This window comes from Erythrobacter sp. (assembly GCA_019739335.1).
Classification (GTDB): Bacteria; Pseudomonadota; Alphaproteobacteria; order Sphingomonadales; family Sphingomonadaceae; genus Alteraurantiacibacter.
Window position 1 is genome coordinate 2,787,752 of sequence record CP073261.1, and the last position, 21,853, is coordinate 2,809,604.

A 21,853-nucleotide genomic window follows, 5' to 3' on the forward strand; every position below is an offset into this window, starting at 1 on the left:
CGCCCGAAGGCGTGAAAGGGTGTGTAAAATCTAGCCTTGCAACAAAATTCGGGTCGCCGCCTCGACATCCTGCTGCCGCATCAGGCTTTCGCCGACGAGGAAGCAGCGCACTCCGGCTTCGGCCAGACGCAGGCAATCGGCGTGCGAATTGATGCCGCTCTCACCCACCAGCAGGCTGCCTTCCGGAGCCAGCGGTGCGAGCCGTTCGGTAGTGGCGAGATCGGTTTTGAACGTTCGCAGATCGCGATTGTTCACCCCGATCAGGCGCGAGGCGAGGTGCTTGCCCGCGCGTTCCATCTCCGCTTCGTCATGGACCTCGATCAGCACGTCCATGCCGCGCTCCAGCGCCGCCGCTTCGATCTCGACCATCAGTGCATCGTCGAGCGCGGCGACGATGATGAGAATGGCATCGGCACCGAACATCCGGCTTTCGGCCACCTGCCACGGATCGACCATGAAATCCTTGCGCAGCACGGGAAGGGTGGTGCTGGCGCGGGCTTCCATCATGAAGGCCTCATGCCCCTGGAAATAAGGGGCATCGGTGAGCACGGAAAGACAGGCTGCGCCTCCGTTGGCATAGGCCATCGCGTGTTCATGCGGGCGGAAATCGGCGCGGATCAGCCCTTTGGACGGGCTGGCCTTCTTGATTTCGGCGATCAGCGCGAAGCCTGTGGCGGCCTTTTCCTCCAGCGCGCGGATGAACCCGCGCGGGGCAGAGGATTTCGCCGCGATCCGGTCGCAATCCTCCAGCGTCTTGAGCGCCTTTCGCGCGGCGACTTCCTCGCGCTTGGTGGCGCAGATTTCGGCAAGTTTGTCGGTCATTTTGCAGTATCGATCCAGCAGGCGAGCAGTGCCTTGGCCAGCCCCTTGTCGAGCGCTTCGCCGGCTTCCTCCACCCCTTCGGCCCAGCTTTCGACTTCACCCGCCACCATCAGCGCACCCGCCGCATTGAACAGCACCGCATCGCGATAGGGGCCGGGTGCACCCATCAGCAGGGCTTCGAGCGCGCGGGCATTGTGCTTCGCGTCGGAACCGCGAATAGCTTCGACCGGAGCATGGGCCAAGCCCGCCTCGCTCGCATCGACGCGGCGCATCCGCACTTCGCGGCCTTGCACGTCGGCCAATTCGTTGCCGTGATCGAGGCTCAGTTCGTCCAGCCCCTCGTCGCCTGAGACGATAAAGCTGCGGTCGGTCCCCAGCCGCGCCATGGCATCGGCATAGATCGGCACATAGGCGGGGCGGGCGATGCCGATCAACTGGCGGCGGACTTTCGCCGGGTTCGACAGCGGCCCCATCAGGTTGAAAATCGTCCGCTTGCCCAGCTTCTGCCGGATCGGCTGGATCCGCGCCATCGCCGGGTGGTGGTTCTTGGCGAACAGGAAGCAGATGCCGATTTCTGCCAAGGTCTTTTCCGCCGTGCGCCCGGCGGCGTCCATGTCCAGCCCCAGCGCTTCAAGCGTATCCGCCGCGCCTGCCTTGGAGCTGGCGGCGCGGTTGCCGTGCTTGGCCACCGGGACACCGCAGGCGGCGACCACCAGCGACACGGCAGTGGAGACGTTGAGCGTATGGTGCCCGTCGCCCCCGGTGCCGCAGACGTCGATGGCGTTGTCGGGCGCGTCGATCGGAATCAGCCGCTTGCGCATGGCCCGCGCGGCCCCGGCGATTTCCTCGGCGCGTTCGCCGCGATCGGACAGTTCGGAGAGGAAGCGGGCGATTTCCTCGTCCGCAGGCTTTCCGTCGAGCATGTCTCCGAAGGCGCGTTCGGCATCGGCTTCGGTCAGCGGAATGTCGGTGGGGGGCAGCACGCTCACGCGGCCACTCCGGTCAGCCCGCGCACGGGAGTGATGCCGCAGAGGTCGAGGAAGTTGGCGAGCAGGTCGTGCCCGTGCTCGGTGGCGATGCTTTCCGGGTGGAACTGCACGCCGTGGATCGGAAGGCTGGCGTGGCGGAAGCCCATTACCGCGGTGCCGTCCAGCCCCGGCGTCTCGCTGGTGGCATTGACCAGCAGGCAACCGGGAATGTCTTCCACGATCAGCGAGTGATAGCGCGTGGCGGTGAAGGGCGAGGGCAGGCCCGCGAAGACGCCGGAACCGTCATGCTCCACCGGCGAGGTCTTGCCGTGCATCAGCCCGCCGCGCGCCACGGTGCCGCCGAAATGTTGCCCGATCGCCTGATGGCCAAGGCACACGCCGAGCAGCGGCTTGCCCGCATCGGCGCAAGCAGCGACCAGATCAAGGCTGATCCCCGCTTCGTTCGGCGTGCAGGGGCCGGGCGACAGCAGGAACCCCGCCGCGCCGCTGGACAGGGCCTGCGCGGCGGAGAGCGCATCATTGCGCACCACTTCGACCTCGGCGCCCAGTTCCATCAGGTAGTGGACGAGGTTGAAGGTGAAGCTGTCGTAATTGTCGATGACGAGGATGTGGCTCATTCCGCCCCCTCTGCCCGATTTCGCACCACGATCAAGGGGCCAATGGGCGGTCCTGTGTCGAGCCGGTCGTTCGCCGGGTCCCAGAGCTGCGACACGCTGCCGTCGAGGAACAGCGCGTTGTCCACGTTCAGCACGTCGCGGTAATAGCGGGCGAGCTTGCCGAAGCTGACCGGGGCTTCGCTGATGAGGAAATGTGCGCGGCCGCTAGCGTCCACGCCCACGGCGTTGCGGAGCTTGTGCGAGGTGCCGTCCGGATCGATCTCCGGGTGCAGTTCGCCTCGGATAACGAGCATCGGACCGGACTGGGTGGCGAATTGGGGGCGGTCGGTGATTTGCGCGGCGAAGGTTTCCGTATCGAGCACCCGCCACGGGCCATCGGCCTCGCCGAAGAAAACGCCGTTGGGGAGCAGGTGGAAATTCCCGGGGCCTTCGTTCTGGTTGAGCACGGCGAGGCGGCGACCGTCTTCGACGAAATAGCCGATGGGTTGGCCCTCCGTGTCATACATGCCGCCGTTCATTGCCATGATGACCCTGGTGGGGTTGGTTTCTGCGAAGGCGGTCAGTGAGCGGTAGGGCGCGTCCGAACCTTCGGGCGCGAGGTCCATGCCCACTGTGTGACGCGCGGGATTGGCGGTGCAATGGGTGAAGGGGGTGTCCTCGAACATCACCGGCTCGCAAGGCGATTCGAGTTCCGCCGCCGCATCACTATCAAACCGCGCGTCGCACCCGCCCAGCAGCAGCCCTAGCGCAAGTGCCACCAGAAAGTGGGGTGTCTCGACCATCGCCAAGGCCTTAGCGCGATGGAGGACGGAGCGCGAGATTGACTTGCAGGCCGAACAGGCCAATTCGTCATCCCGGCAATTCCGGGGGGAGCGCGATGCGCTGGATCGGCAATTTCATCGCTGGCTTGTGGCGGTACTCGCGTGTCTCGTGGGTATCGGTCAGCGACGAATTGCGGCCGCGCAGCGGGGCATCGGCGCTGTACCTGTTTTTCTTCCTGATCTTCGCCGTGGTGGCGGTGATCCTGTTGCTGCTCGGCGTCGATCTCGACGATGCTTCCAACTGGATCGACGCACAGGGCGGCTGGCTGGACGCCGTGGGCACGGCGCTGTTCCAGCTGCTGTGCGGAGTGATCGTGTTCGTTTGTGCCGTGTTGTTTGGCGGCGGCGCGTGGCATCTGTTCAGTCCGCCAGCCAGTAAAAGCGACCGGATCGGCTGGGGCACGATGATCGGCGCTGCGCTGGTCGGCTACTTCGCGTGGTTCGGCTTGGTAGGCTGACCTACTGCCCGAAACCCGCCTCACCCGCGATCCGCACCGCTTCGCGCGCGGCGGCGATCAGCGCGCCGGCCTTGTGGCGGCATTCGGCGGCTTCGTACTCCGGCACGCTGTCGGCCACGATGCCCGCGCCCGCCTGTACGTGCATCACCCCGTCTTTCACCACGGCGGTGCGCAGGACGATGCAACTGTCCACCGAGCCATCGGGCGCGAAATAGCCGACGCCGCCAGCATAGGCTCCGCGCGTCTCGGGCTCGAGCTCGGCGATGATCTCGCAGGCGCGGATCTTGGGGGCTCCGCTGACGGTGCCCGCCGGGAACCCCGCGAACAGCGCATCGAGCGCGTCCTTCTCCCCTGCCAGTTGCCCGACGACATTGCTGACGATGTGCATCACGTGGCTGTAGCGTTCGATGGTGAAGCTGTCGGTGACTTCGACGCTGCCCGCCGTGGCCACCCGGCCTACATCGTTGCGGCCCAGATCGAGCAGCATCAGGTGCTCGGCGCACTCCTTGGGATCGGCAAGCAGGCTGGCTTCGTTGGCCTTGTCCTCGGCATCGTTGCCCCCGCGCGGGCGGGTTCCGGCGATCGGGCGGATCGTGACTTCACCATCGCGCACCCGCACCAGGATCTCTGGAGAGGAGCCAACCACGGCAAAACCCGGCAGGTCGAGGAAGTAGAGGAACGGCGAGGGATTCACCCGTCGCAGCGCGCGATAGAGCGCCAGCGGAGGGAGCGGGAAGGGGCAGGTGAAACGCTGTGCCAGCACCACCTGGAAAATGTCGCCCGCAGCGATGTAATCCTTCGCCCGCAAGACGATCTCGGCATAGTCACCCTCGGCCAGCACCGGCGAGAGCGCGCAGTCGGGCACTTCGGCCAAGCGCGGTGCTTCGGGCACTTTTTCGCCCAGCCTGCGCAGGGCTTCGTCGATCCGCTCACCGGCGCGTTCGACCGCGCTGGCGGGATCGCTGCCATTGTCCGTCCATAGCGGGGCGATGACGAACAGCCCGTCGGTCAGCCGGTCGAACACCAGCACCAGCGTCGGGCGGGCGAACAGCATGTCGGGCAGGGCGAGATCGCTCTGCGGCGCGCGCGGCAGTTTTTCGACCAGGCCGATGGTTTCGTAACCGAAATAGCCGACGAGGCAGGCGAGGGCGGGCGGCAGTCCTTCAGGCACGTCGATCCGGCAGGCCTGCACCAGCGCGCGCAGTTCGGCCATTGCATCGCCAGGGAGCGGTGCGAATGCCTCGCGGTCATGCCGCCATGCCCGGTTGATTTCGGCAACGGCTCCGGTGGCGCGGAACAGCAGGTCCGGATCGAGCCCGAGCAGGCTGTACCGCCCGCGGATTTCGCCGCCCTCTACCGATTCGAGCAGGAAATCGCCGCGCCCTTCCTCGATCAGCTTGAGCGCGCCGCCGATCGGAGTCTCGGTATCGGCTACCACCCGCCGCCAGACGAGCGTGTTGCGCCCACCGGCCAGTGCCTCGCGCGCAGCGTCTGCGTGGTTGGGAGCGGTGCCCAAACGATCGAACCTAATTGGTCGCGCCGGTCAGCTGCGCGCGGACCGCTTCGATACCCGCCTCGTTGCGCTCGATGTCGAGAGAAGCCTGTGCGGCAGCGACGAAATGCTCCACGTATTCCTCGCCCAGCACACTGGAGAGCTGGAGCGCGGTCTGCATCACTTCAGAACTGTCGGCGGCGAGTTCGGCAGTTTCGATTTCGTCGAGCTCGACGACGAACCAGCGGCTGGTTTCCTGCTCGGCGACCCGCTTCACCGTGCCTTCGGCCATCGAGAAGAACAGGATGGTGGCACGCGTGATCTGCTGCTGCTGCGCCAGCGCGCGGCGATTGATGCTGAGCGCTTGCGGGGCGGGAAGAGCAACGTCTTCCTCGCGCAGGGCGTCGGCCAGCGACATCCCGCCTTCAACCCGCTCGCGCACGCGCTCCGCAGCCTGCCCGGCCGCGGCCATGCCCCGGTCCCGTTTCCAGCGCGCCACCAGTTGCGGGCGGATTTCCGCGAGCGGAGCGGTGGCGCTGCGGGTGATTTCGGCAACGTCGAAGATCAGGAAGGTCTCGCCTGCCTCCAGCTCGGAAATCGCCGCCTGTCCTTCGTCCAGCTCGAAGGCAAAGCCGACTGCCCGGGCCAGTTGCGGCGGTGCCTGCGTCTGTTGCTCGTATACCTGCCCAGTGGCGAGCAAGGGCGGAGTGATTTCCAGTTCGATGCCCAGTTCGCGCGCCGCTTCCTCAAGCGTCCGCCCGCGCGAGAATTCGGTGTCGAGCCGTTCGGTAAGCTCCTCAAGCGCTTTCGCTCTGCGTTCGGTCAGCAGCGTCTCGCGAATTTCCTCGCTCGCCTGCGCCAGCGTGCGGCCGGCGATCGGGGTTACCTCGTTCACGCGAAGCACGTACCAGCCGAGCGAACCCTGTACCGGACCGGCGAGAGCCCCCTCGGCAGCGTCGAAACCGGCAGCAGCCACTGCCTGCGAAGCAGTGCTGGCGTAGTCGGCGCGTTCGACGGCTTCGACCGTGGTGGTAGCGAGGCCTTTGGAAGTTGCAGAATCCTCCAGCGACATGCCTCCGCGAACTTCGGCAATCACTGCCTGTGCGGCGGCCTGGGTCGGCACGACCAGCTGGGTAAAGCTGCGCCGTTCGGTCGCCTGATATTGGGCCTGATCGGCTTCATAGCGTGCAGCAATCTGCGCATTGGTAACTGGCGGCAGATCGCCCACCGCGTCGGCGCCGAAAGCTGCGTAGCGGATCACCCGGCGTTCGGGCCGGATGTAGCTCGCACGGTTTTCGTCATAATATTCCTGCAACTGTGCTGCCGTGGGGTCGGCTGCGGGCGCGAAGGCTTCTGCCGGGAACATTGCGGCGGTGCCGGTGCGGGTTTCGCCCAGCAGTTGCGCATAGGTGCGTGCGATGCTGCTGGGCATCCGCGCCTGATAGGCGATCGGAACCACCGACTGCCGCGCCAGCAGGCTCATTGCCAGATCATCGCGCACGAGGCTTTCGGTGAGACCGCGTTGGCGCAACTGGGCGCGGAATGCCTCGGCATCGGTAGCGCCGCCTGCCACGAGCTCGCTATCCACCAGCCGCGTTCCCGCGCGCAGGCCCAGGATTTCGGCGAATTCGGCGATGGCCGCGCGGCTGAGCATCTGTTCGATGACATCATCGAACCCGCCTTGCGCCACGAAGCCTTCCATCGAAAGTGTGGGGTTCTCCTCCCGCGCCTGCCGCAGCGCATTATTCGCGTTCTGGCTCAGGTCTGAGGTGGAGATCGTGCGGTCTCCCACCACGGCCACCCGGTCTCCTCCGGCCACTCCGCCGAACATACCTGTATTGGCCACGTCCGAACTGGCAAAGGCGAGCGCAATCAGGGCGAGGAAACCTAGCGTAACCCCGATACCGATCTTGGATTGAAAAAATCTGCGGAAAAACTGGATCATGGCGTTAAAGTCAGCTCTCGCTTGGCCGGGGGGCCGTGAATATTGGCGCCAGAGATCTATCCCTTGCGCAAAGTCCACGCGCCTTATCCCGCCTGCGGCGCTGCCGCAACAGGGCGCAGGTGGTTTCCCGCATTGTGCACAAGCGGCTTTGACAAGCCCGCAACGGCGCATTAGCGCGCGATGTTACGTTTACCTTACGTGGGATTGCGATCCTTATCAGGTTCCAGAAATTGCAGGAAAATCAATGACCATTCGCCCTTACATTGTTGGCAACTGGAAGATGCACGGCACTCGCGCCATGCTTTCCGAAGCGCGTGCGATCGATCGTGCGGCGGAACGGTTGATGAAAGTGGAAGTGGCGATCGCTCCGCCGTTCACTCTGCTCCACGCCACCCGCAAGGAAGCCAGCCTGATCGGCATCGGTGCGCAGGATTGCCATCCGGCGGAAGGTGGGGCGCACACAGGCGACATTTCCGCCGCGATGGTGAAGGATGCGGGCGCAGGCTTTACTATTGTCGGCCACAGCGAGCGGCGTGCCGATCATGGCGAAACCGATGCGCTCGTACAGCAGAAGGCACAGGCCGTCCTTGCCGCCGGAATGAGTGTTATCGTCTGTGTCGGCGAGACCGAAGCGGAGCGCGATGCCGGTGAAGCCGAGAACGTCGTTGCGCGCCAGCTGGCCGGTTCGCTGCCTGTTGGTGACGAAGTTACGGCGAAGATCACCGTTGCCTACGAACCTGTCTGGGCCATCGGCACCGGAAAGACCCCGACTCCGGACGATGTCGGCGCGATGCACCGGCATATCCGCGCGCAGCTCGTTTCGTTGTATGGCGATGCAGGCGCGGGCGTGCGGATCCTCTACGGTGGATCGGTGAAGCCGGACAACGCCGCCGAACTGCTGGCGGCGGACGAGGTCGGCGGCGCTCTGGTGGGCGGTGCAAGCCTGACTGCCGAGAGTTTTCTCGGCATTATCGTCTCTGCTGCCGAGAACGGCGACAGTTAGGCATCCATTCCGGAAGGCGCGTCTCCCCTTGTGGGAAAGGGCCATGCAGCCTACATGCGCCGCATTCGTGCATTCTTATTGACTGACTGAACGGCCATGAACTCGCTTTTCAATTTCCTCCTCGTCATCCAGGGCCTCGTGGCCGCAACGCTCGTTACGCTGGTGCTGATGCAGCGATCTGAGGGTGGCGGCCTCGGGATTGGCGGGGGTGGCAGCCCCGGCGGGGTGATGTCGGCGCGCGGCGCGGCGGATTTCCTGACGCGGGCAACCAAGTGGTCGGCCATCATCTTCGTCGCCTTGGCGATTGTATTGGCCTCGCTGGCTGTCGGAGCTACCGGCGGCAGCGACTTCGACGATACGCTTGATCGGTCCGTTACTCCGGCCGATGCGAACACCGCGACAGTGATCCCCGGCGATCCTGCGGGAGAAGCACCTGCCGCGCCAGCGGAAGACGACCCGCTTGCCGACGTAGCCGAATAAAATCCGGTAAATGCGACAGCGGGGGAAAAGCCTCCGCACTCACTCTTATTTCACCGCAAGATGCTTGCGCCGAATCCGGCGCTGCCCTTAAGGCTCGACTCCCATGGCGCGGTACATTTTCATCACCGGCGGCGTGGTCTCTTCGCTTGGCAAAGGACTGATGGCTGCTTCCCTGGCGGCGGTCCTGCAGGCACGCGGATACAAGGTCCGCATCCGCAAGTTCGACCCATACCTCAATGTCGATCCGGGCACGATGAGCCCGTATCAGCACGGCGAGGTCTATGTCACCGACGATGGGGCGGAGACCGATCTCGATTTGGGGCATTACGAACGCTTCACCGGCGTTTCCGCGCACCAGAACGACAATATCACCAGCGGCCGGGTCTATCGCGATATCATCACCCGCGAGCGGCGCGGCGACTATCTCGGCGCGACAGTACAGGTGATCCCGCACGTCACCGATGCGATCAAGGCCTTCGCGCTTCAGGACCAGGACGATCACGATTTCATCCTCTGCGAGATCGGCGGCACGGTAGGCGATATCGAGAGCCTGCCGTTCATCGAAGCGATCCGCCAGCTGCGCAACGAGTTGCCGGTGGACCAGACCTGCCTGATCCACGTGACGTTGGTGCCCTATATCTCGGCGGCCGGGGAACTGAAGACCAAGCCGACGCAGCATTCGGTGCGCGAACTCACCAGTCTTGGCGTGCAGCCCAACGTGCTGCTGTGCCGTTGTGAACACCCGCTGCCCCAAAGCGAGCGCAACAAGATCGCCTTGTTCTGCAACGTGCGGCGCGAGGCGGTGATACCCGCGCTTGATGCCAGTTCTATCTATGCGGTGCCGGCGCAGTATCATGCCGAGGGGCTGGACACCGAAGTGCTGCGCCACTTCGGCATGCTGGAAGTGTCACGCGCGCCGGATATGGCGCGCTGGGTGGACGTGGTCGATCGCTACGAACACCCGGAAGGCGAAGTCAACATCGGCGTGGTGGGCAAATATGTCGGCCTGCCCGATGCCTACAAGTCGCTGAACGAAGCGCTGGTGCATGGCGGCATGGCCAATCGCACCAAGGTCAATATCCGCTGGATCGATGCCGAACTGTTCGAGCAGGATGACAGCGAGATCGTCGCCAGGCTCGAACCGCTGCACGGCATTCTGGTGCCCGGCGGATTTGGGGAGCGCGGGAGTGAGGGCAAGATTTCCTCGGTCCGCTTCGCCCGCGAACGGAATGTGCCCTTCCTTGGGATATGCCTAGGGATGCAGATGGCCTGCATCGAGGCTGCGCGGGAGGCGGGGATTACCGCCGCTTCCTCTACCGAATTCGGCGAGACGAGCGAACCGGTGGTCGGCATTATCACCGAATGGATGAGCGCCGAAGGACTGCAACAGCGCTCTGCCGAGACCGACCTGGGTGGCACCATGCGGCTTGGCGCCTATACCGCCAAGCTGGCAGGCAACAGCCATGTTTCGGGCATCTACGGCGGGGCGAGCGAGATTTCCGAGCGCCACCGTCATCGGTACGAGGTCAATTCGGCCTACAAGGACCGGCTTGAAGCGGGCGGGCTGATCTTCTCCGGCATGTCCCCCGATGGTCTGCTGCCCGAAATCGTCGAACGGCCGGACCATCCGTGGTTTGTCGGGGTGCAGTTCCACCCTGAACTGAAAAGCCGCCCCTTCGATCCGCACCCGCTATTTTCCGGCTTTATCGAAGCAGCATTGAAGCAATCGCGATTGGTCTAACCGCGATTGTACCGGGTTAGTTCACCCTAGAAATACTACTTGCCTTTGTTCCGAACCAACGCCTAAGTCCGCTTATGGGCCGTGGGGGCGTGCCTGACTTCATTCGTCTATGACGTCAGTATTTTTCCCGGAATTGGCTCTCGCAGAATTGGACCGGCCCCGCGCGGGCAACGGGGGTTACCCGCGTGTTGTCGGCTCGGTCTTGCCTGCGGAATAGGCTGTCTCTTGCGACCCGGACAGCCAGTTCATGCGGCACGTCGGCGCGCGAGCGTCGAGGGGGCGGGCCTTAGCGGGTCCGCCCCCAACTTTTCAGCGGTGTTGCTGTCGCAAGGCGATCAGGCTGCGTCGGCCTGGTCGCCGTCCTTGCGATCACCTTCGACCACTTCCAGCGTATTGCCGCCAATGGCGATTTTCTTCGGCTTCATCGCATCTGGCACTTCGCGGACAAGGTCGATCACCAGCAGCCCGTCCTTCAGATCGGCATGGGCGACGCGGACATAATCCGCCAGTTCGAAACGGCGCTCGAACCCGCGGTTGGCGATGCCGACGTGGAGCATTTCGCCCTCCACGCTTTCATCGCGCCTGCGGCCGACCACGGTGAGCAGGTTCTGCTGCGCGGTGATGTCGAGATCGCCCGCGCGGAACCCGGCGACGGCGATGGTGATGCGATAGGCATCGGAATCGCGCCGCTCGATATTGAAGGGGGGGTAATTGTCGCCAGAAGACCCGCGGGCGTTGTTTTCCAGCAGGTCGAACAGCCGGTCGAAACCGACGGTTGAACGGCGATAGGGAGTCAGATCGAAACGGTTCATTTGCAACAAATCCTCTTTTGAGCAATTTGACACTGTGCGGACCCATAAGACGGCGCCCGCGTTGAAAAATGTAGTTAGGGCGTAGGGCGTTTCAAGGCCTGCCAAACACGCCGAACCAGAGGAATTGTCGTGACTCCACCCAAGGTCGAAATCTACACCAAGATGTTCTGCGGTTATTGCAGCAGGGCCAAACGCCTGCTCGACGAGAAGGGGGTGGACTATGTTGAATACGATATCTCGATGGGCGGGGAAAAGCGGGACCAGATGATGGCGCGCAAGCCCGACGCGCGCACGGTGCCGCAGATATTCATCGATGACCGGGCAATCGGCGGTTCGGACGACCTCGCCATGCTGGAGCGCGAGGGCAAGCTGGACGCGCTGTTGGGGCGGTGAGCGTGTCCGGGGTGGTTCGCGTCGCGCTGTTGCAGATGACTTCGGGAATCGATCCCGAAGCGAACCTGGCGGCGATAGATAATGCTGCAAAGGAAGCCGCAGAGAACGATGCACAGATCCTGTTTCTGCCCGAAATGGCGTTGTTGCTTGATCGCAACCGCAAGCGTGCCGCTGAGTGGATTGAAAGCCCAGCTTCAGAGGACATGATCGGCGCTCTCGAATATATTGCGACGGCATATATGATCGACTTGGCGGTCGGATCGTTGCCCGTAAGCACGAGCCACGGCAAATGGGCGAACAGGTCGCTTTACATAGGTCACATGGCTCTTCTCGAAGCCAGCTACGATAAGATGCACATGTTCGACGTAGAGCTCGCGACTGGAGAAAGTTGGCGGGAAAGCAGCGCTTACAGACCGGGCGAGGAAGTCGTCACTGTCGAGAATACCCCGATTGGTAGGCTGGGGCTGACGATATGCTACGATATCCGCTTCCCAGCGCTGTTCGATGAGCTCGGTCGGCGCGAGTGCGACGCCATCGCCATTCCCGCCGCCTTCACCGTGCCTACCGGCAAGGCGCACTGGCACCTGCTCCAGCGCGCCCGCGCCGTCGAAGCGAGCGCTTTCGTGATCGCGGCTGCACAGGTCGGATTGCATGCTGATGGCCGCCAAACCTATGGCCATTCGCTGGTGGTAGACCCTTGGGGCGAAGTGTTGCTCGACATGGGCGGCGACGCCCCAGGGTTGGGTGTGTGCGATATCGATCTTGGCCGGATCGCAAAAGTGCGCCGCCAATTGCCGAGTCTTGCCAACAAGCGCGACATCCCTACAGCGCGCTGATCATGATCGTGTTCGACCTCTCCTGCGCCAACGGCCACCGATTCGAAGGCTGGTTCGGTTCGTCCGGTGATTTCGCCAGCCAGCGCGAGAGCGGAAAGCTGCTCTGCCCCCAGTGTGGCTCGGCGAACGTTGCCAAGGCACCGATGGCGCCGGCAGTCGGCAAGAAGGGCAACCAGCGCGTCGCCAGACCGCGTGCCGGGGCCGGGGAGGCTCCTTCCGCACCGGGCAAGGCACTCACCAATGCGCCGATGCCGCCCGAAGTGGCGCAGGCGCTGGAGCAGCTGGCACAGGCGCAGGCCAAGGCGCTGAAGGACAGCAAGTGGGTCGGCAAGGATTTCGCCAACCAGTCCCGCGCCATGCACTACGGCGAGCAGGACCACGCGCCGATCCACGGCGAGGCGAGCGCGCAGGAAGCCAGGGAACTGCTGGAAGAGGGCGTGCCCGTTGCGCCGCTGCCTTTCCCCTTCGCCCCGCCGGATAAGCTGAACTGATTGCCACGGCGCATCGGTTTTTCTAGAGGTCTTGCGACGCACCCATAGCTCAGCAGGATAGAGCATCAGATTCCTAATCTGGGGGCCACTGGTTCGAATCCAGTTGGGTGCACCATTTTCCTTTGCCGTTCTTGCGCCTTCGTCCTCGTGGCGAGGCAAAGTTGACGCGAAGTTGACACCAAAATCGTCGTCGAAACGCAAATCCTATTGTCGCCGCTTGCGCGCTGCGGAACTTCTCCATCGAGACGTCGGAATTAGGCGAATTGAGACTTTGCGCATGGGCCGAAGGCTTGCACACGAGCGACACTGTAGGAAAGCACCTTATCGGCCTGGAGCCGGGCCAAAGCCCGCCGAACTACACAAAAGAAAGGGGCCTTTCCTTGCGGAAAGACCCCTCCCAAATTCAGGGCATGCCGTCGCCTAGAAGCGGACGTTCGCACCCAGGTAGAAGCGACGACCATTGGTATCGTAGAAGGTGGAGTTGAACGCACCCCCCGCCAACTGGCCGAGCGAAGGATCGGCAGCCGAGTTCACCCCGCCGATCGGCGGCGCTTCGTTGAGGAGGTTTTCCACCCCGAAGCGGAAGGTCAGATCATCGGTCAGCGCATACCGTCCATTGAGGTGGAACAGGTTGTACGCCGGATAACCCGTGGTCGGCGTCGGATTGCCGAACTGGGCTTCAGCCGTATCCTCGATCGCCGGATAGTGCTGCCACTGCAGCCCAATCGAGGCTCCGCCGATGGTGTAACCGAGGTTGGCAAGGACGCGATACTCGTAAGCATTCGCGTTCAGGCCGTTCTCGGTCGTTCCCTGCGTGCCGACATAGTCAATCAGCGGCAGGGTGGGCAGCGGTGCAGACTTGAAGTCCAGCAGGTAGTTGGCGAGCACGTTCAGGTTGACCGCGCCGGGCCCGACATCGAAGCCCCAGTCGAGCGCAAGGTCGATACCCTGAACTTCCACCCGTCCGTTGTTGACGTAGGTACGCTGGACATTGCCCAGCGCGCCGGTGGCGTTGCGAGGCACGTTCTGACAGAACTGCGAGGCCGCGACTTCCGCCGGGTTGTTGCTGGCCCAGGCAGGGTTCAGCGACGGGTCGTAGCACTGCTGCAGTGCAATCGCCACGGTCTGTTCGCCAATCGCATCATCGATGTTGATGCTGAACCAGTCGAGCGAGAGGCGGAAGCGATTGAGCAGTGCAGATTCGAACGGCGAGGTGAGAACCACACCGGCCGTCCAGGTATCCGCCTTTTCCGGAACCAGGTTGGGATTGCCTACCGTAGTCGGGAAAGCGAAGCCGAACGTGGCCGGGCTTTGCACGCCATTGTAGTAGTCATCGTCTGCCTGGACGTTGCCCGAGGCTTCCATCTGGATGCGACAGACTGCCTGGACCGCTGCGCCATTGGCATTGCCGCCGGCGAAAGCGTCACCATCCTGATTCGCAGAGAAGGACAGCGGGTTGGCCAGCGAGCAGGGATCGCCCGCCGTGTTGACCCCGAAGGTCTGCTGCGCCGCAAGGAACAGCTCGCCAATGTTCGGAGCACGTTCCGCACGGTTGTAACCGCCACGGAAACGCATCCAGTCGGTCACTTCCCAGTCGCCGAGGATCTTGTAGGTGTAGCTGGTCCCGGTCGTCGAATAGTCCGAGATACGCCCGCCAAGTTCCAGATTGAACTGCTGGATTGCCGGGATGTTGGACAGGATCGGGATCAGCAATTCGCCGTAGAGCTCGTGCACGTCGTACGTCGCATCGACTTCGCCGCTGGGGTAGATACCCTGCGCCTGATCGAGGAACGAGCGACCCGCCGTGGTCAGCGTATCGTTGGTGAATTCGTATTGCACTTCGCGATAGCTGGCACCCAGCGCGAAGCCGAGTTCACCGGCAGGCAGATCGAACAGCCCGCCGAACACGTTGGCTTCGGCAATCGTCTGCGTCAGCTCGGAACGGTTCTTGAGATCGGCCCGGATCGCTTCGAGGCAGTCTTCAGAGAACCCACCCTGCGGCGGCTGATAGAAATTCAGGCCCGAGGTACAGGTTGCGGTCGATGCGCCGAAGCCGAAGTTTGGCGCACCCTGGTTGCCGGTTGCGGTGAACCCGCGACCGAAGTTGGGCGCACTCAGAACGGTCTGGAAGCGGGTGAGTGAGTTGATACCCGTCTGCCGTGCGAAGGTGGACGAAATACCGTGGCTGACGAAGGTTTCCCAGTCCAGGTTGGTGCCGGGGATCGATCCTTCGAGACCTGCCGTCATGTTGTAGGTCGTGACGTCGGTAAAGGTTTCGCGATCGTCTGCGAGCAGCGAGTTAATCGTAAAGACACCGTCCGGATTAGGCCGACTGTCAAGCAGGCGCCACATGTCGGCAGGCAGTTCGCTGCGGTCGATCTGGGTCGGATCGATGTTGACCGTCCAGCCTGTCACCGCAGGCGAAGGTTCGTTGCGGGTGAAGGTCTCGACATGGCTGAACAAGGCCTGCCCGAACACGCCGATATAGTCGTTGATCTCGTAATTGCCGCGAGCGAAGAAGTTGTAGCGGGTGAGCGGCAGGATCAGATACTGATTGGTGTTGTTGCTGCCGACCGCCCCGTTGATCGACTGCTTGAACCGCGGATCGTCAAGCGGAGCGCGGTCGTTGCCGAAGTTCTGGTTGGTGCCATTCGCACCGATGGTGAACGCACGTCCTTCAGGCGTGAAGTATACGGTGGTATTCGGCGCAACGCCCGGAGCGGGCGCATTGGGAAACACCGTCCGGTAGTCCGGCAGGTTGCCCGGCGAGGCAAAGCCCGGTGCGGGTATGAAGAACTGGGTGCCGGCGATGTTCGGGTCGGCCCACAGGTCCTGGTACCAGTCGCGATCGCGCTGGAAATTGGCTTCGCGGGTGTTCATCGACATGGCGAGCGAGACGTTGCCGCGGCCATCGTCGAAATCGGCACCCATGATGCCGCCGAGCTGGTATTCGAAGTTGTCGCCTTCCTGGGTGATGCCGATCTGGCCGTCGAGTTCGAGGCCAACGAAATCCTGCTTGAGGCGGAAGTTGGTGACACCGGCCACAGCGTCGGCACCGTAGGTGGCAGAAGCGCCGCCGGAGATGACTTCGATGCGCTCGATCGCGGCAGAGGGGAGCGTCGAGATGTCGACCACGCCCGAAGCGTTGCCGGGCGTGCCGCGGCGGCCGTCGATCAGCACGAGGTTGCGGTTGGCACCGATGCCGCGCAGCGAGATGGTCGCCGCGCCGGGGGTGTTGGTGGCGGTCGGCTGGATGTCGCCGCCGGCGGTCGGGGTCTGCGCAGGCACGAACTGCGGCAGGCGGTTCAGGCTCTGCTCGATCGCGGCGGTGCCGGTATTTTCAAGCAGGCCTTCATCGACGGTGACCATCGGGCTGTTCGAATCGTAATCCTGCGACGCGATGCGCGAACCGGTGACGACGATACGCTCGCCTTCCGGCTCATCCGCATCCTGCGCGAAGACTGGTGTCGCTGCGACAAGGACGCTGGCGCCGCCTGCCATGAGCATGGCCCTGAAGACCTGCTGGTTGCTGAATTTCCTCACGATGTGCTCCCTTCACGGTGGTTGCCCGTCCGTTGGCGGATCGGGCGGCATTTCATCAGAGCCGCAATTTCGGCCTGGTCCTTCGCAATCGCTCTGGTTGCTTCGGACCTATGACCGGTGCTGCGGGACTGATGGATTGAAAGTCCCAAGGGACGATATGAGGATTGCACGCACGGGAGTCGTCCCGACGTAGCGCTGTCATGCGCAAGGTGCATCCTCATCTCCTCCCCCTGGCGGTGGGGCATGAATCGCCCGCTTTCCGCGCAGAAACCGGCTTTATGGCGGTAAATTGATTGTGTCTAGCTTTGGCCGCATAAGCCATGTGGGAAGAGCCGATACGGCCTTTGTCCCATGGTAGTACAAAGAGCTGTATCATGGCGCAAAGGGCCGGTTTGGTTTCCCATGAAACTCCAAAAACCCTAGGAAAACCGCCATTTCTCTCCGGGCCCACTCTAACGCTCGTTAAAAGTGTTGCCAAGCTGCACCGCCCCGAAAATCGTTGCAGGGACGTCGTTGACCCTGTCCGGAATGTGCTGAAGCGAGGGCCAATTGTTGCCTTTTGCAGTTGCCGAGCCCCGGCATGTCGGCTCGCCCGAATCTGCACTGTGCAAATCCAAACCATTTGACTATGACCGGCGTTCGTTGCGTTGGACACGGGCAGGCGGAGCAGGACATCGAATGGCAGCCAGGGGCGCAAAGCAGGCCGCGAAACGCGACGATTGGCGAGGCCTGCTCAATACCCACGCGCGGGCTGTCTATCGAGACGGTGGCAAGGGCGTAAAGGCGCTCGCCGATGACGGCACCCGCAAGCAGCTGAACGGCATGCTTGGCCCCATGGCGGAAGAAGCGTTGCGGATCGTCGAAGCCTTCGCCGTCGGTGCACGCTCCCGCGATGGTGAAGCGGGCGATACCGAAATTCCACCCGAGTTCGAAACCCGGCTGGCGATTATCCTCAACGGACTCGCCCCAGAAGCAGAACAGCAGCGGCAGGGCGATGCTGCGCCCGGTAACGTGATCCAGCAGGACCTATGGCAGCTCCTTTACAAGGTCCGTGAGAGCGCTGAGCTTTCTTACGCCCGCGAAATCGACCTCGTCGAACTCGACCGGCGCATCCTCTTCCTGTTGCGAACCGCCGGACCGCTGGTGCCGGCGGATATCTCGGGCGCGGTAGGAGTGGACAAGGCGCAGGTATCCCGCTCGGTCAAGCGCCTGCTCGAATTCCGCATGGTTGACCGTGACCAGATCCGGGCCCCGATCCGGCTGACGCGCAAAGGGACCACGCTCTCGGACCGGCTGCTGCGCCTGGCCGAATTGCGCAACCGCGAACTGACGTTCGACATCGGCGACAGCGAGCTGGCGGATTTCTACGCGGTGATCGAAAAGCTGCTCCAGCGTGCCGTCATGCTCTACGATCAGGAGCGCGCGCGCGGGCAAGGCGACGCCGAGACGGCGAATCCGTTCACTCCCGACCCCGATTACGAGCCTGGCAGCGGGCAGCCGGTCCGGGTTGATCGTTCACGCATCCTTTCGCCGCTTATGACGCTATCCGCATACTTTAGCCGCAGTGGAGCCTTGGCGTTCAAGCGCCTGACCGGGCTCAGCAATTTCGAAAGCTGGGTGCTCAACGAGATCGCCATGGACGCGCCGATCGAATGGAACAACCTGGTCGAGCGACTCGATCGCGATCACAGCCAGGCCGGGCGGACCGTTCGGGCGCTGATGGAGCGCGGACTGGTGGAACGCAGCGGCAAGCCGGGGCGGCGGCACGGGCGATTCGGCCCGACCACAGAGGGTCAGCGTCTGTTCCAGATCATCCAGGATGCCAGCCGCCAGCGCAGCACCTTCCTTATGGCGCCGCTTTCGGCGCGCGAGCGGGAACAATTCCTCGCTACCTTCGAGAAGGTGCGCCGCAATGCGGTGGTGCAGCTGGAGCGCGAGCGAACCTTCGACGAGCTGGGCGCGCAGTAACCCGCTTTACTGGACGCGGCGGACCCGCACCGAACTCTGGCTGTCGTACGTAAGCAGGAAGCTGCCCAGCGCGCCGCGATCGATTTCGACACTCTCCCCAACGCGCGGCGGGCGGTAAGCGAAAGGAACGCTTTCGGCGAACAGCCACTGCGCACCATCTTCCAGGGTTACCAGATAGACGCCGCGCTGGCGCTCGGTGACCGACGAGACACGGGCACGAATCTGTTCCAGTTCGCCTGCGGGGGTCTGGAACCGTTCCGGGCCGCGAATATTCTCGCGCCCGAAACCGCTTGCGCCCGTATTCGCCAGCGGAGCGCCGCCGGATGCTGCCGGACTATCCATGCTGCCCGGAACCGAAGTCCGCATCGAAGAACCGTCGGCGGAGCGGATATTGTTGTCGTAACAGGCAAGCCGCGCGGTCGCATCGTCGATCTGGGCGCAGTTGCGCAGGATGTTGAGCACAACCTCGTCGCTCACCTGCGCCGCCGCGGGGGTGGCGATGGCGGCAAAGGGCAGGGCGGCGGCGATCAGGAAATGGGCGCGAAACGCAGTCATGTGCAGAAAGACTCCTCAACTCGCGGGCGTGATGGCGCGGAAGGTTTGTCTGCGCAAGCGGATTGCGCCGCACTGAACGCGGGGGAGGTGCGTCAGGCCCGGATTCGCGAAGCGTCAGGCCTCGTCCACCGTCAGCGCCCCGCGCTCGATCTGGTCGCGCTCCATGCTCTCGAACAGCGCCTTGAAATTACCCTCGCCAAAGCCTTCGTCGCCCTTGCGCTGGATGAATTCGAAAAACACCGGCCCAACCTGCGCCTGCGCAAAGATTTGCAGCAAAAGGCGGGGCTGGCCGCCTGAGCCATCCTCACCAACAGTCTTGCCGTCGAGCAGGATGCCGCGCATCTGCAGCGCCTGCTTGTCCTCGCCGTGGCCGGGCAGGCGTTCGTCGAGCATGGCGTAATAGGTGGCGGGCGGGGCGGTCATGAACGGCACGCCAAACTCCTTCAGGCGATCCCAGGCTGCCACGAGGTCGTCACAGATCAGCGCAATATGCTGGATTCCCTCGCCGTTGAACTCCCGCAGGAATTCTTCGATCTGGCCCTTGCCGCCTTCGCCTTCCTCGTTGAGCGGGATGCGGATCTTTCCGTCCGGCGCGGTCAGTGCCTTGCTGGTAAGGCCGGTATATTCGCCCTTGATGTCGAAGAAGCGGATCTCGCGGAAGTTGAACAGCCTTTCGTAATAGTCCGCCCAGTAGGCCATGCGTCCGGTGTAGACGTTGTGGGTCAGGTGATCGATCAGCTTGAAGCCCGCGCCTTCGGGGTGCCTGTCCGCGCCGGGCCGGTAGACGAAATCGATGTCGTAGATCGAAAGACCGTTGCCGTTTTCATCTTCGTAGCGGTCAATCAGATAGACGATCGCGCCGCCGATCCCGCGAATGGCGGGAATGCGCAGCTCCATCGGGCCGGTGGTAACTTCAACCGGCTCGGCCCCGCGCGCCAGCAATTCGGCATAGGCTTTGGCCGCGTCCTTGACGCGGAAGCCCATGCCGCAGGCCGAAGGGCCGTGTTCGCGGGCGAAGAACCATGCCGCGCTGCGCGGTTCGTAATTGAGGATCAGGTTGATCTGCCCCTGTCGCCACAGTTGAACGTCCTTGGAACGGTGGTCCGCCACGTGGGTAAAGCCCATCGCCTTGAATACCGGCTCAACAACACCCTTTTCCGGTGCGCAGAATTCTACAAATTCAAAGCCGTCGAGGCCGATGGGGTTTTCGAAGAGATCAGTCATGGTTTCATATGTAACTTGTTCGCCGAGATTCGGCAAGCCTCCGCGAGGACGACGAAAGTTTCGCATGTTTCAAGGCAAGGCGCTTGAATCCTGACGCTTCCTGTGATTCAAGGGCGCATGAACATCAGGGTGACTCGGCGCGAAGCGGTGCGCGAAAAGTTGGTCAACGGGCTGGCACTCCTGGTGTTGGTGCTGATTGCCCTGTTGGCGCTGATGGGGCCGTCCGGCTTGCTTGCCTGGACCGATCACGCAGCCAAGCTGGAACAATATCATGCCCGCATCGCCACGCTTGAAGAAGAGCGCGCAGTGCTGGCGAACCGTGTCGATCTGCTGCACCCCGATCATGTCGATCCCGACCTTGCCAGCGAGCTTGCCCGTCGCGATCTGAATGTCGCACATAAGGACGAGTTCATCTACGATCTCGAACCTGTGCGGTAAGCACTTCAAAGCAAACGAACCAGACTGGCGAAATTCGTATGCATGGCGTTGCCTCTGCAACGAATCCGCGCCTATAGGCGTTGCCAATCCATACCAAACGACGCCCCGGACGGGGTCCAGCAGGGGATACGCCTTGGCCAAAGCCGCTACTTCAAGTTCAGCGAAAAGCAAGCAGACGAGCAAGTCTGCTCAAGAGGACGCGGACAGTTTCGCGCTGCGCAGCCTGCAGGCCAAGATTGAAGAGCAGGAGCGGTATTCCGCCAGCGACGAACAGCTGATGCATTTCTACGAGCAGATGCTGCTCATTCGTCGCTTTGAAGAGAAGGCCGGGCAGCTTTACGGCCTTGGCCTGATCGGCGGCTTCTGCCACCTCTACATCGGCCAGGAAGCGGTGGCGATCGGGTTGCAATCGGCGCTCGACAATGATCGCGACAGTGTGATCACCGGCTATCGCGATCACGGCCACATGCTCGCCTACGGCATTGATCCCAAGGTCATCATGGCCGAACTGACGGGCCGCGCAGCGGGCATTTCCAAGGGCAAGGGCGGCTCGATGCACATGTTCAGCACCGAGCACAAATTCTACGGCGGCCATGGCATCGTCGGCGCGCAGGTGTCGCTTGGCGGCGGGCTCGCCTTCGCGCACAAGTACAACGAGGATGGCGGACTGTGCCTGGCCTACTTCGGCGATGGCGCGGCCAACCAGGGGCAGGTCTACGAAACGATGAACATGGCGGCGCTGTGGAAGCTGCCGATGGTGTTCGTGGTGGAGAACAACCAGTATGCGATGGGCACCGCCGTGGGCCGGTCCTCCGCAGAAACCGAATTCTATCGGCGGGGCACAGCTTTCCGCATTCCCGGCATGGATGTGGACGGGATGGACGTTCTCGCCGTGCGGCAGGCCGCCGAAGTCGCGTTTGCCCATGTCCGCGAAGGCAACGGCCCGGTACTGATGGAATGCAACACCTATCGGTATCGCGGGCACTCAATGTCCGACCCGGCCAAGTACCGCACGCGTGAAGAAGTGCAGGGCCAGCGCGAGAACAATGACCCGATCGAACGGGTAAAGAAAGATCTGGCCGCGGCCGGTATCGGCGAGGACAAGTTGAAGGAAATTGACAAGGATATCCGCGCAGTAGTGGCCGAAGCTGCCGACTTTGCCGAAAGTTCGCCCGAACCGGATGCGAGCGAACTCTACACCGATGTTCTGGTGGGGAGGTACTGA

The 21,853-nt window shown here is 63.1% G+C and carries 20 protein-coding genes and 1 tRNA gene; 11 read left to right on the forward strand and 10 right to left on the reverse strand.

The genetic code is table 11. The features are described from left to right. Nucleotides 1-30: 30 nt before the first annotated feature. The 4 genes from trpC to JY451_13650 are packed head-to-tail and all read right to left on the reverse strand — an operon-like array spanning nucleotide 31 to nucleotide 3,210. Nucleotides 31-822, reverse strand: coding sequence for an indole-3-glycerol phosphate synthase TrpC (gene trpC / locus JY451_13635; GenBank protein ID QZH74685.1), 792 nt, complete (start codon nucleotides 820-822; stop codon nucleotides 31-33). After that, nucleotides 819-1,811: an anthranilate phosphoribosyltransferase gene (gene trpD / locus JY451_13640; GenBank protein QZH74686.1), complete on the reverse strand. Its 993-nt coding sequence runs from the start codon at nucleotides 1,809-1,811 to the stop codon at nucleotides 819-821. Before trpD ends, trpC begins: the two co-directional genes overlap by 4 nt. Beyond that, nucleotides 1,808-2,428, reverse strand: a complete 621-nt coding sequence (locus JY451_13645) for an aminodeoxychorismate/anthranilate synthase component II (protein ID QZH74687.1) — start codon at nucleotides 2,426-2,428, stop codon at nucleotides 1,808-1,810. The genes trpD and JY451_13645 overlap by 4 nt, the downstream gene beginning before the upstream one ends. Beyond that, nucleotides 2,425-3,210, reverse strand: a complete 786-nt coding sequence (locus JY451_13650) for a phosphodiester glycosidase family protein (GenBank protein ID QZH74688.1) — start codon at nucleotides 3,208-3,210, stop codon at nucleotides 2,425-2,427. The genes JY451_13645 and JY451_13650 overlap by 4 nt, the downstream gene beginning before the upstream one ends. 95 nt (nucleotides 3,211-3,305) lie before the next feature. Between JY451_13650 and JY451_13655 the strand changes: the two genes are divergently transcribed. After that, nucleotides 3,306-3,707, forward strand: a complete 402-nt coding sequence (locus JY451_13655) for a hypothetical protein (GenBank protein QZH74689.1) — start codon at nucleotides 3,306-3,308, stop codon at nucleotides 3,705-3,707. Nucleotide 3,708: 1 nt separating this feature from the next. Here the strand turns inward: JY451_13655 and trpE are convergent, their stop codons facing one another. Both trpE and JY451_13665 read right to left on the reverse strand, forming a co-directional pair. Further along, nucleotides 3,709-5,223, reverse strand: coding sequence for an anthranilate synthase component I (trpE, locus tag JY451_13660; protein ID QZH74690.1), 1,515 nt, complete (start codon nucleotides 5,221-5,223; stop codon nucleotides 3,709-3,711). A gap of 10 nt (nucleotides 5,224-5,233) precedes the next feature. Beyond that, complete coding sequence (locus JY451_13665; protein ID QZH74691.1) at nucleotides 5,234-7,144, reverse strand: peptidyl-prolyl cis-trans isomerase; 1,911 nt, start codon at nucleotides 7,142-7,144, stop codon at nucleotides 5,234-5,236. A 244-nt stretch (nucleotides 7,145-7,388) separates the two neighbouring features. Here JY451_13665 and JY451_13670 point away from each other — a divergent pair, with 244 nt between their 5' ends. The 3 genes from JY451_13670 to JY451_13680 all read left to right on the forward strand — a co-directional run bounded on the left by JY451_13670 (nucleotide 7,389) and on the right by JY451_13680 (nucleotide 10,368). Continuing rightward, nucleotides 7,389-8,147 carry a triose-phosphate isomerase gene (locus JY451_13670; GenBank protein ID QZH76734.1) on the forward strand — a complete coding sequence of 253 codons (759 nt, stop codon included), beginning with the start codon at nucleotides 7,389-7,391 and terminating at the stop codon, nucleotides 8,145-8,147. Nucleotides 8,148-8,243: 96 nt separating this feature from the next. After that, nucleotides 8,244-8,627, forward strand: coding sequence for a preprotein translocase subunit SecG (secG, locus tag JY451_13675; GenBank protein ID QZH74692.1), 384 nt, complete (start codon nucleotides 8,244-8,246; stop codon nucleotides 8,625-8,627). A 103-nt stretch (nucleotides 8,628-8,730) separates the two neighbouring features. Next, entirely contained in the window at nucleotides 8,731-10,368 is a 1,638-nt protein-coding gene (locus tag JY451_13680; GenBank protein QZH74693.1) for a CTP synthase, read from the forward strand. 335 nt (nucleotides 10,369-10,703) lie between these two features. Here JY451_13680 and JY451_13685 read toward each other — a convergent pair whose 3' ends face one another. After that, complete coding sequence (locus JY451_13685; protein ID QZH74694.1) at nucleotides 10,704-11,180, reverse strand: Hsp20 family protein; 477 nt, start codon at nucleotides 11,178-11,180, stop codon at nucleotides 10,704-10,706. A 129-nt stretch (nucleotides 11,181-11,309) separates the two neighbouring features. Here JY451_13685 and grxC point away from each other — a divergent pair, with 129 nt between their 5' ends. The 4 genes from grxC (at nucleotide 11,310) to JY451_13705 (ending at nucleotide 13,015) form a co-directional block, all read left to right on the forward strand. Beyond that, nucleotides 11,310-11,573 carry a glutaredoxin 3 gene (gene grxC / locus JY451_13690; GenBank protein QZH74695.1) on the forward strand — a complete coding sequence of 88 codons (264 nt, stop codon included), beginning with the start codon at nucleotides 11,310-11,312 and terminating at the stop codon, nucleotides 11,571-11,573. Nucleotides 11,574-11,584: 11 nt separating this feature from the next. Further along, the gene (locus tag JY451_13695) at nucleotides 11,585-12,409 is read left to right on the forward strand and encodes a carbon-nitrogen hydrolase family protein (GenBank protein ID QZH76735.1); all 825 of its coding nucleotides are present in this window, start codon (nucleotides 11,585-11,587) and stop codon (nucleotides 12,407-12,409) included. A gap of 2 nt (nucleotides 12,410-12,411) precedes the next feature. Beyond that, the gene (locus tag JY451_13700; GenBank protein QZH74696.1) at nucleotides 12,412-12,900 is read left to right on the forward strand and encodes a DUF1178 family protein; all 489 of its coding nucleotides are present in this window, start codon (nucleotides 12,412-12,414) and stop codon (nucleotides 12,898-12,900) included. 38 nt (nucleotides 12,901-12,938) lie between these two features. Continuing rightward, a tRNA-Arg gene (locus tag JY451_13705) sits at nucleotides 12,939-13,015 on the forward strand. Nucleotides 13,016-13,320: 305 nt separating this feature from the next. Here the strand turns inward: JY451_13705 and JY451_13710 are convergent. Then, nucleotides 13,321-16,407, reverse strand: coding sequence for a TonB-dependent receptor (locus JY451_13710; GenBank protein QZH76736.1), 3,087 nt, complete (start codon nucleotides 16,405-16,407; stop codon nucleotides 13,321-13,323). A gap of 714 nt (nucleotides 16,408-17,121) precedes the next feature. On the opposite strand from JY451_13710, the gene JY451_13715 reads away from it, so the two are divergent. After that, nucleotides 17,122-18,411 carry a winged helix-turn-helix transcriptional regulator gene (locus JY451_13715; protein ID QZH74697.1) on the forward strand — a complete coding sequence of 430 codons (1,290 nt, stop codon included), beginning with the start codon at nucleotides 17,122-17,124 and terminating at the stop codon, nucleotides 18,409-18,411. A 6-nt stretch (nucleotides 18,412-18,417) separates the two neighbouring features. Here JY451_13715 and JY451_13720 read toward each other — a convergent pair whose 3' ends face one another. Together JY451_13720 and hppD are read right to left on the reverse strand one after the other, a co-directional pair. Next, complete coding sequence (locus JY451_13720; GenBank protein QZH74698.1) at nucleotides 18,418-18,966, reverse strand: hypothetical protein; 549 nt, start codon at nucleotides 18,964-18,966, stop codon at nucleotides 18,418-18,420. Between the two features lie 114 nt (nucleotides 18,967-19,080). Next, nucleotides 19,081-20,190 carry a 4-hydroxyphenylpyruvate dioxygenase gene (gene hppD / locus JY451_13725; GenBank protein ID QZH74699.1) on the reverse strand — a complete coding sequence of 370 codons (1,110 nt, stop codon included), beginning with the start codon at nucleotides 20,188-20,190 and terminating at the stop codon, nucleotides 19,081-19,083. Between the two features lie 117 nt (nucleotides 20,191-20,307). Between hppD and JY451_13730 the strand changes: the two genes are divergently transcribed. After that, on the forward strand, nucleotides 20,308-20,628 hold the full coding sequence (locus JY451_13730; GenBank protein ID QZH74700.1) for a septum formation initiator family protein: 321 nt from the start codon (nucleotides 20,308-20,310) through the stop codon (nucleotides 20,626-20,628). 133 nt (nucleotides 20,629-20,761) lie between these two features. Then, the gene (gene pdhA / locus JY451_13735) at nucleotides 20,762-21,853 is read left to right on the forward strand and encodes a pyruvate dehydrogenase (acetyl-transferring) E1 component subunit alpha (protein ID QZH74701.1); all 1,092 of its coding nucleotides are present in this window, start codon (nucleotides 20,762-20,764) and stop codon (nucleotides 21,851-21,853) included.

Coding starts and splice junctions, on each gene's coding strand:
- trpC (QZH74685.1), bottom strand. CDS start 822: ATGACCGACAAACTTGCCGAAATCTGCGCCACCAAGCGCGAGGAAGTC.
- JY451_13645 (QZH74687.1), bottom strand. CDS start 2,428: ATGAGCCACATCCTCGTCATCGACAATTACGACAGCTTCACCTTCAAC.
- JY451_13650 (QZH74688.1), bottom strand. CDS start 3,210: ATGGTCGAGACACCCCACTTTCTGGTGGCACTTGCGCTAGGGCTGCTG.
- JY451_13655 (QZH74689.1), top strand. CDS start 3,306: ATGCGCTGGATCGGCAATTTCATCGCTGGCTTGTGGCGGTACTCGCGT.
- JY451_13665 (QZH74691.1), bottom strand. CDS start 7,144: ATGATCCAGTTTTTCCGCAGATTTTTTCAATCCAAGATCGGTATCGGG.
- JY451_13670 (QZH76734.1), top strand. CDS start 7,389: ATGACCATTCGCCCTTACATTGTTGGCAACTGGAAGATGCACGGCACT.
- secG (QZH74692.1), top strand. CDS start 8,244: ATGAACTCGCTTTTCAATTTCCTCCTCGTCATCCAGGGCCTCGTGGCC.
- JY451_13680 (QZH74693.1), top strand. CDS start 8,731: ATGGCGCGGTACATTTTCATCACCGGCGGCGTGGTCTCTTCGCTTGGC.
- JY451_13685 (QZH74694.1), bottom strand. CDS start 11,180: ATGAACCGTTTCGATCTGACTCCCTATCGCCGTTCAACCGTCGGTTTC.
- JY451_13700 (QZH74696.1), top strand. CDS start 12,412: ATGATCGTGTTCGACCTCTCCTGCGCCAACGGCCACCGATTCGAAGGC.
- JY451_13710 (QZH76736.1), bottom strand. CDS start 16,407: ATGCTCATGGCAGGCGGCGCCAGCGTCCTTGTCGCAGCGACACCAGTC.
- JY451_13715 (QZH74697.1), top strand. CDS start 17,122: ATGGCAGCCAGGGGCGCAAAGCAGGCCGCGAAACGCGACGATTGGCGA.
- JY451_13720 (QZH74698.1), bottom strand. CDS start 18,966: ATGACTGCGTTTCGCGCCCATTTCCTGATCGCCGCCGCCCTGCCCTTT.
- hppD (QZH74699.1), bottom strand. CDS start 20,190: ATGACTGATCTCTTCGAAAACCCCATCGGCCTCGACGGCTTTGAATTT.
- JY451_13730 (QZH74700.1), top strand. CDS start 20,308: ATGAACATCAGGGTGACTCGGCGCGAAGCGGTGCGCGAAAAGTTGGTC.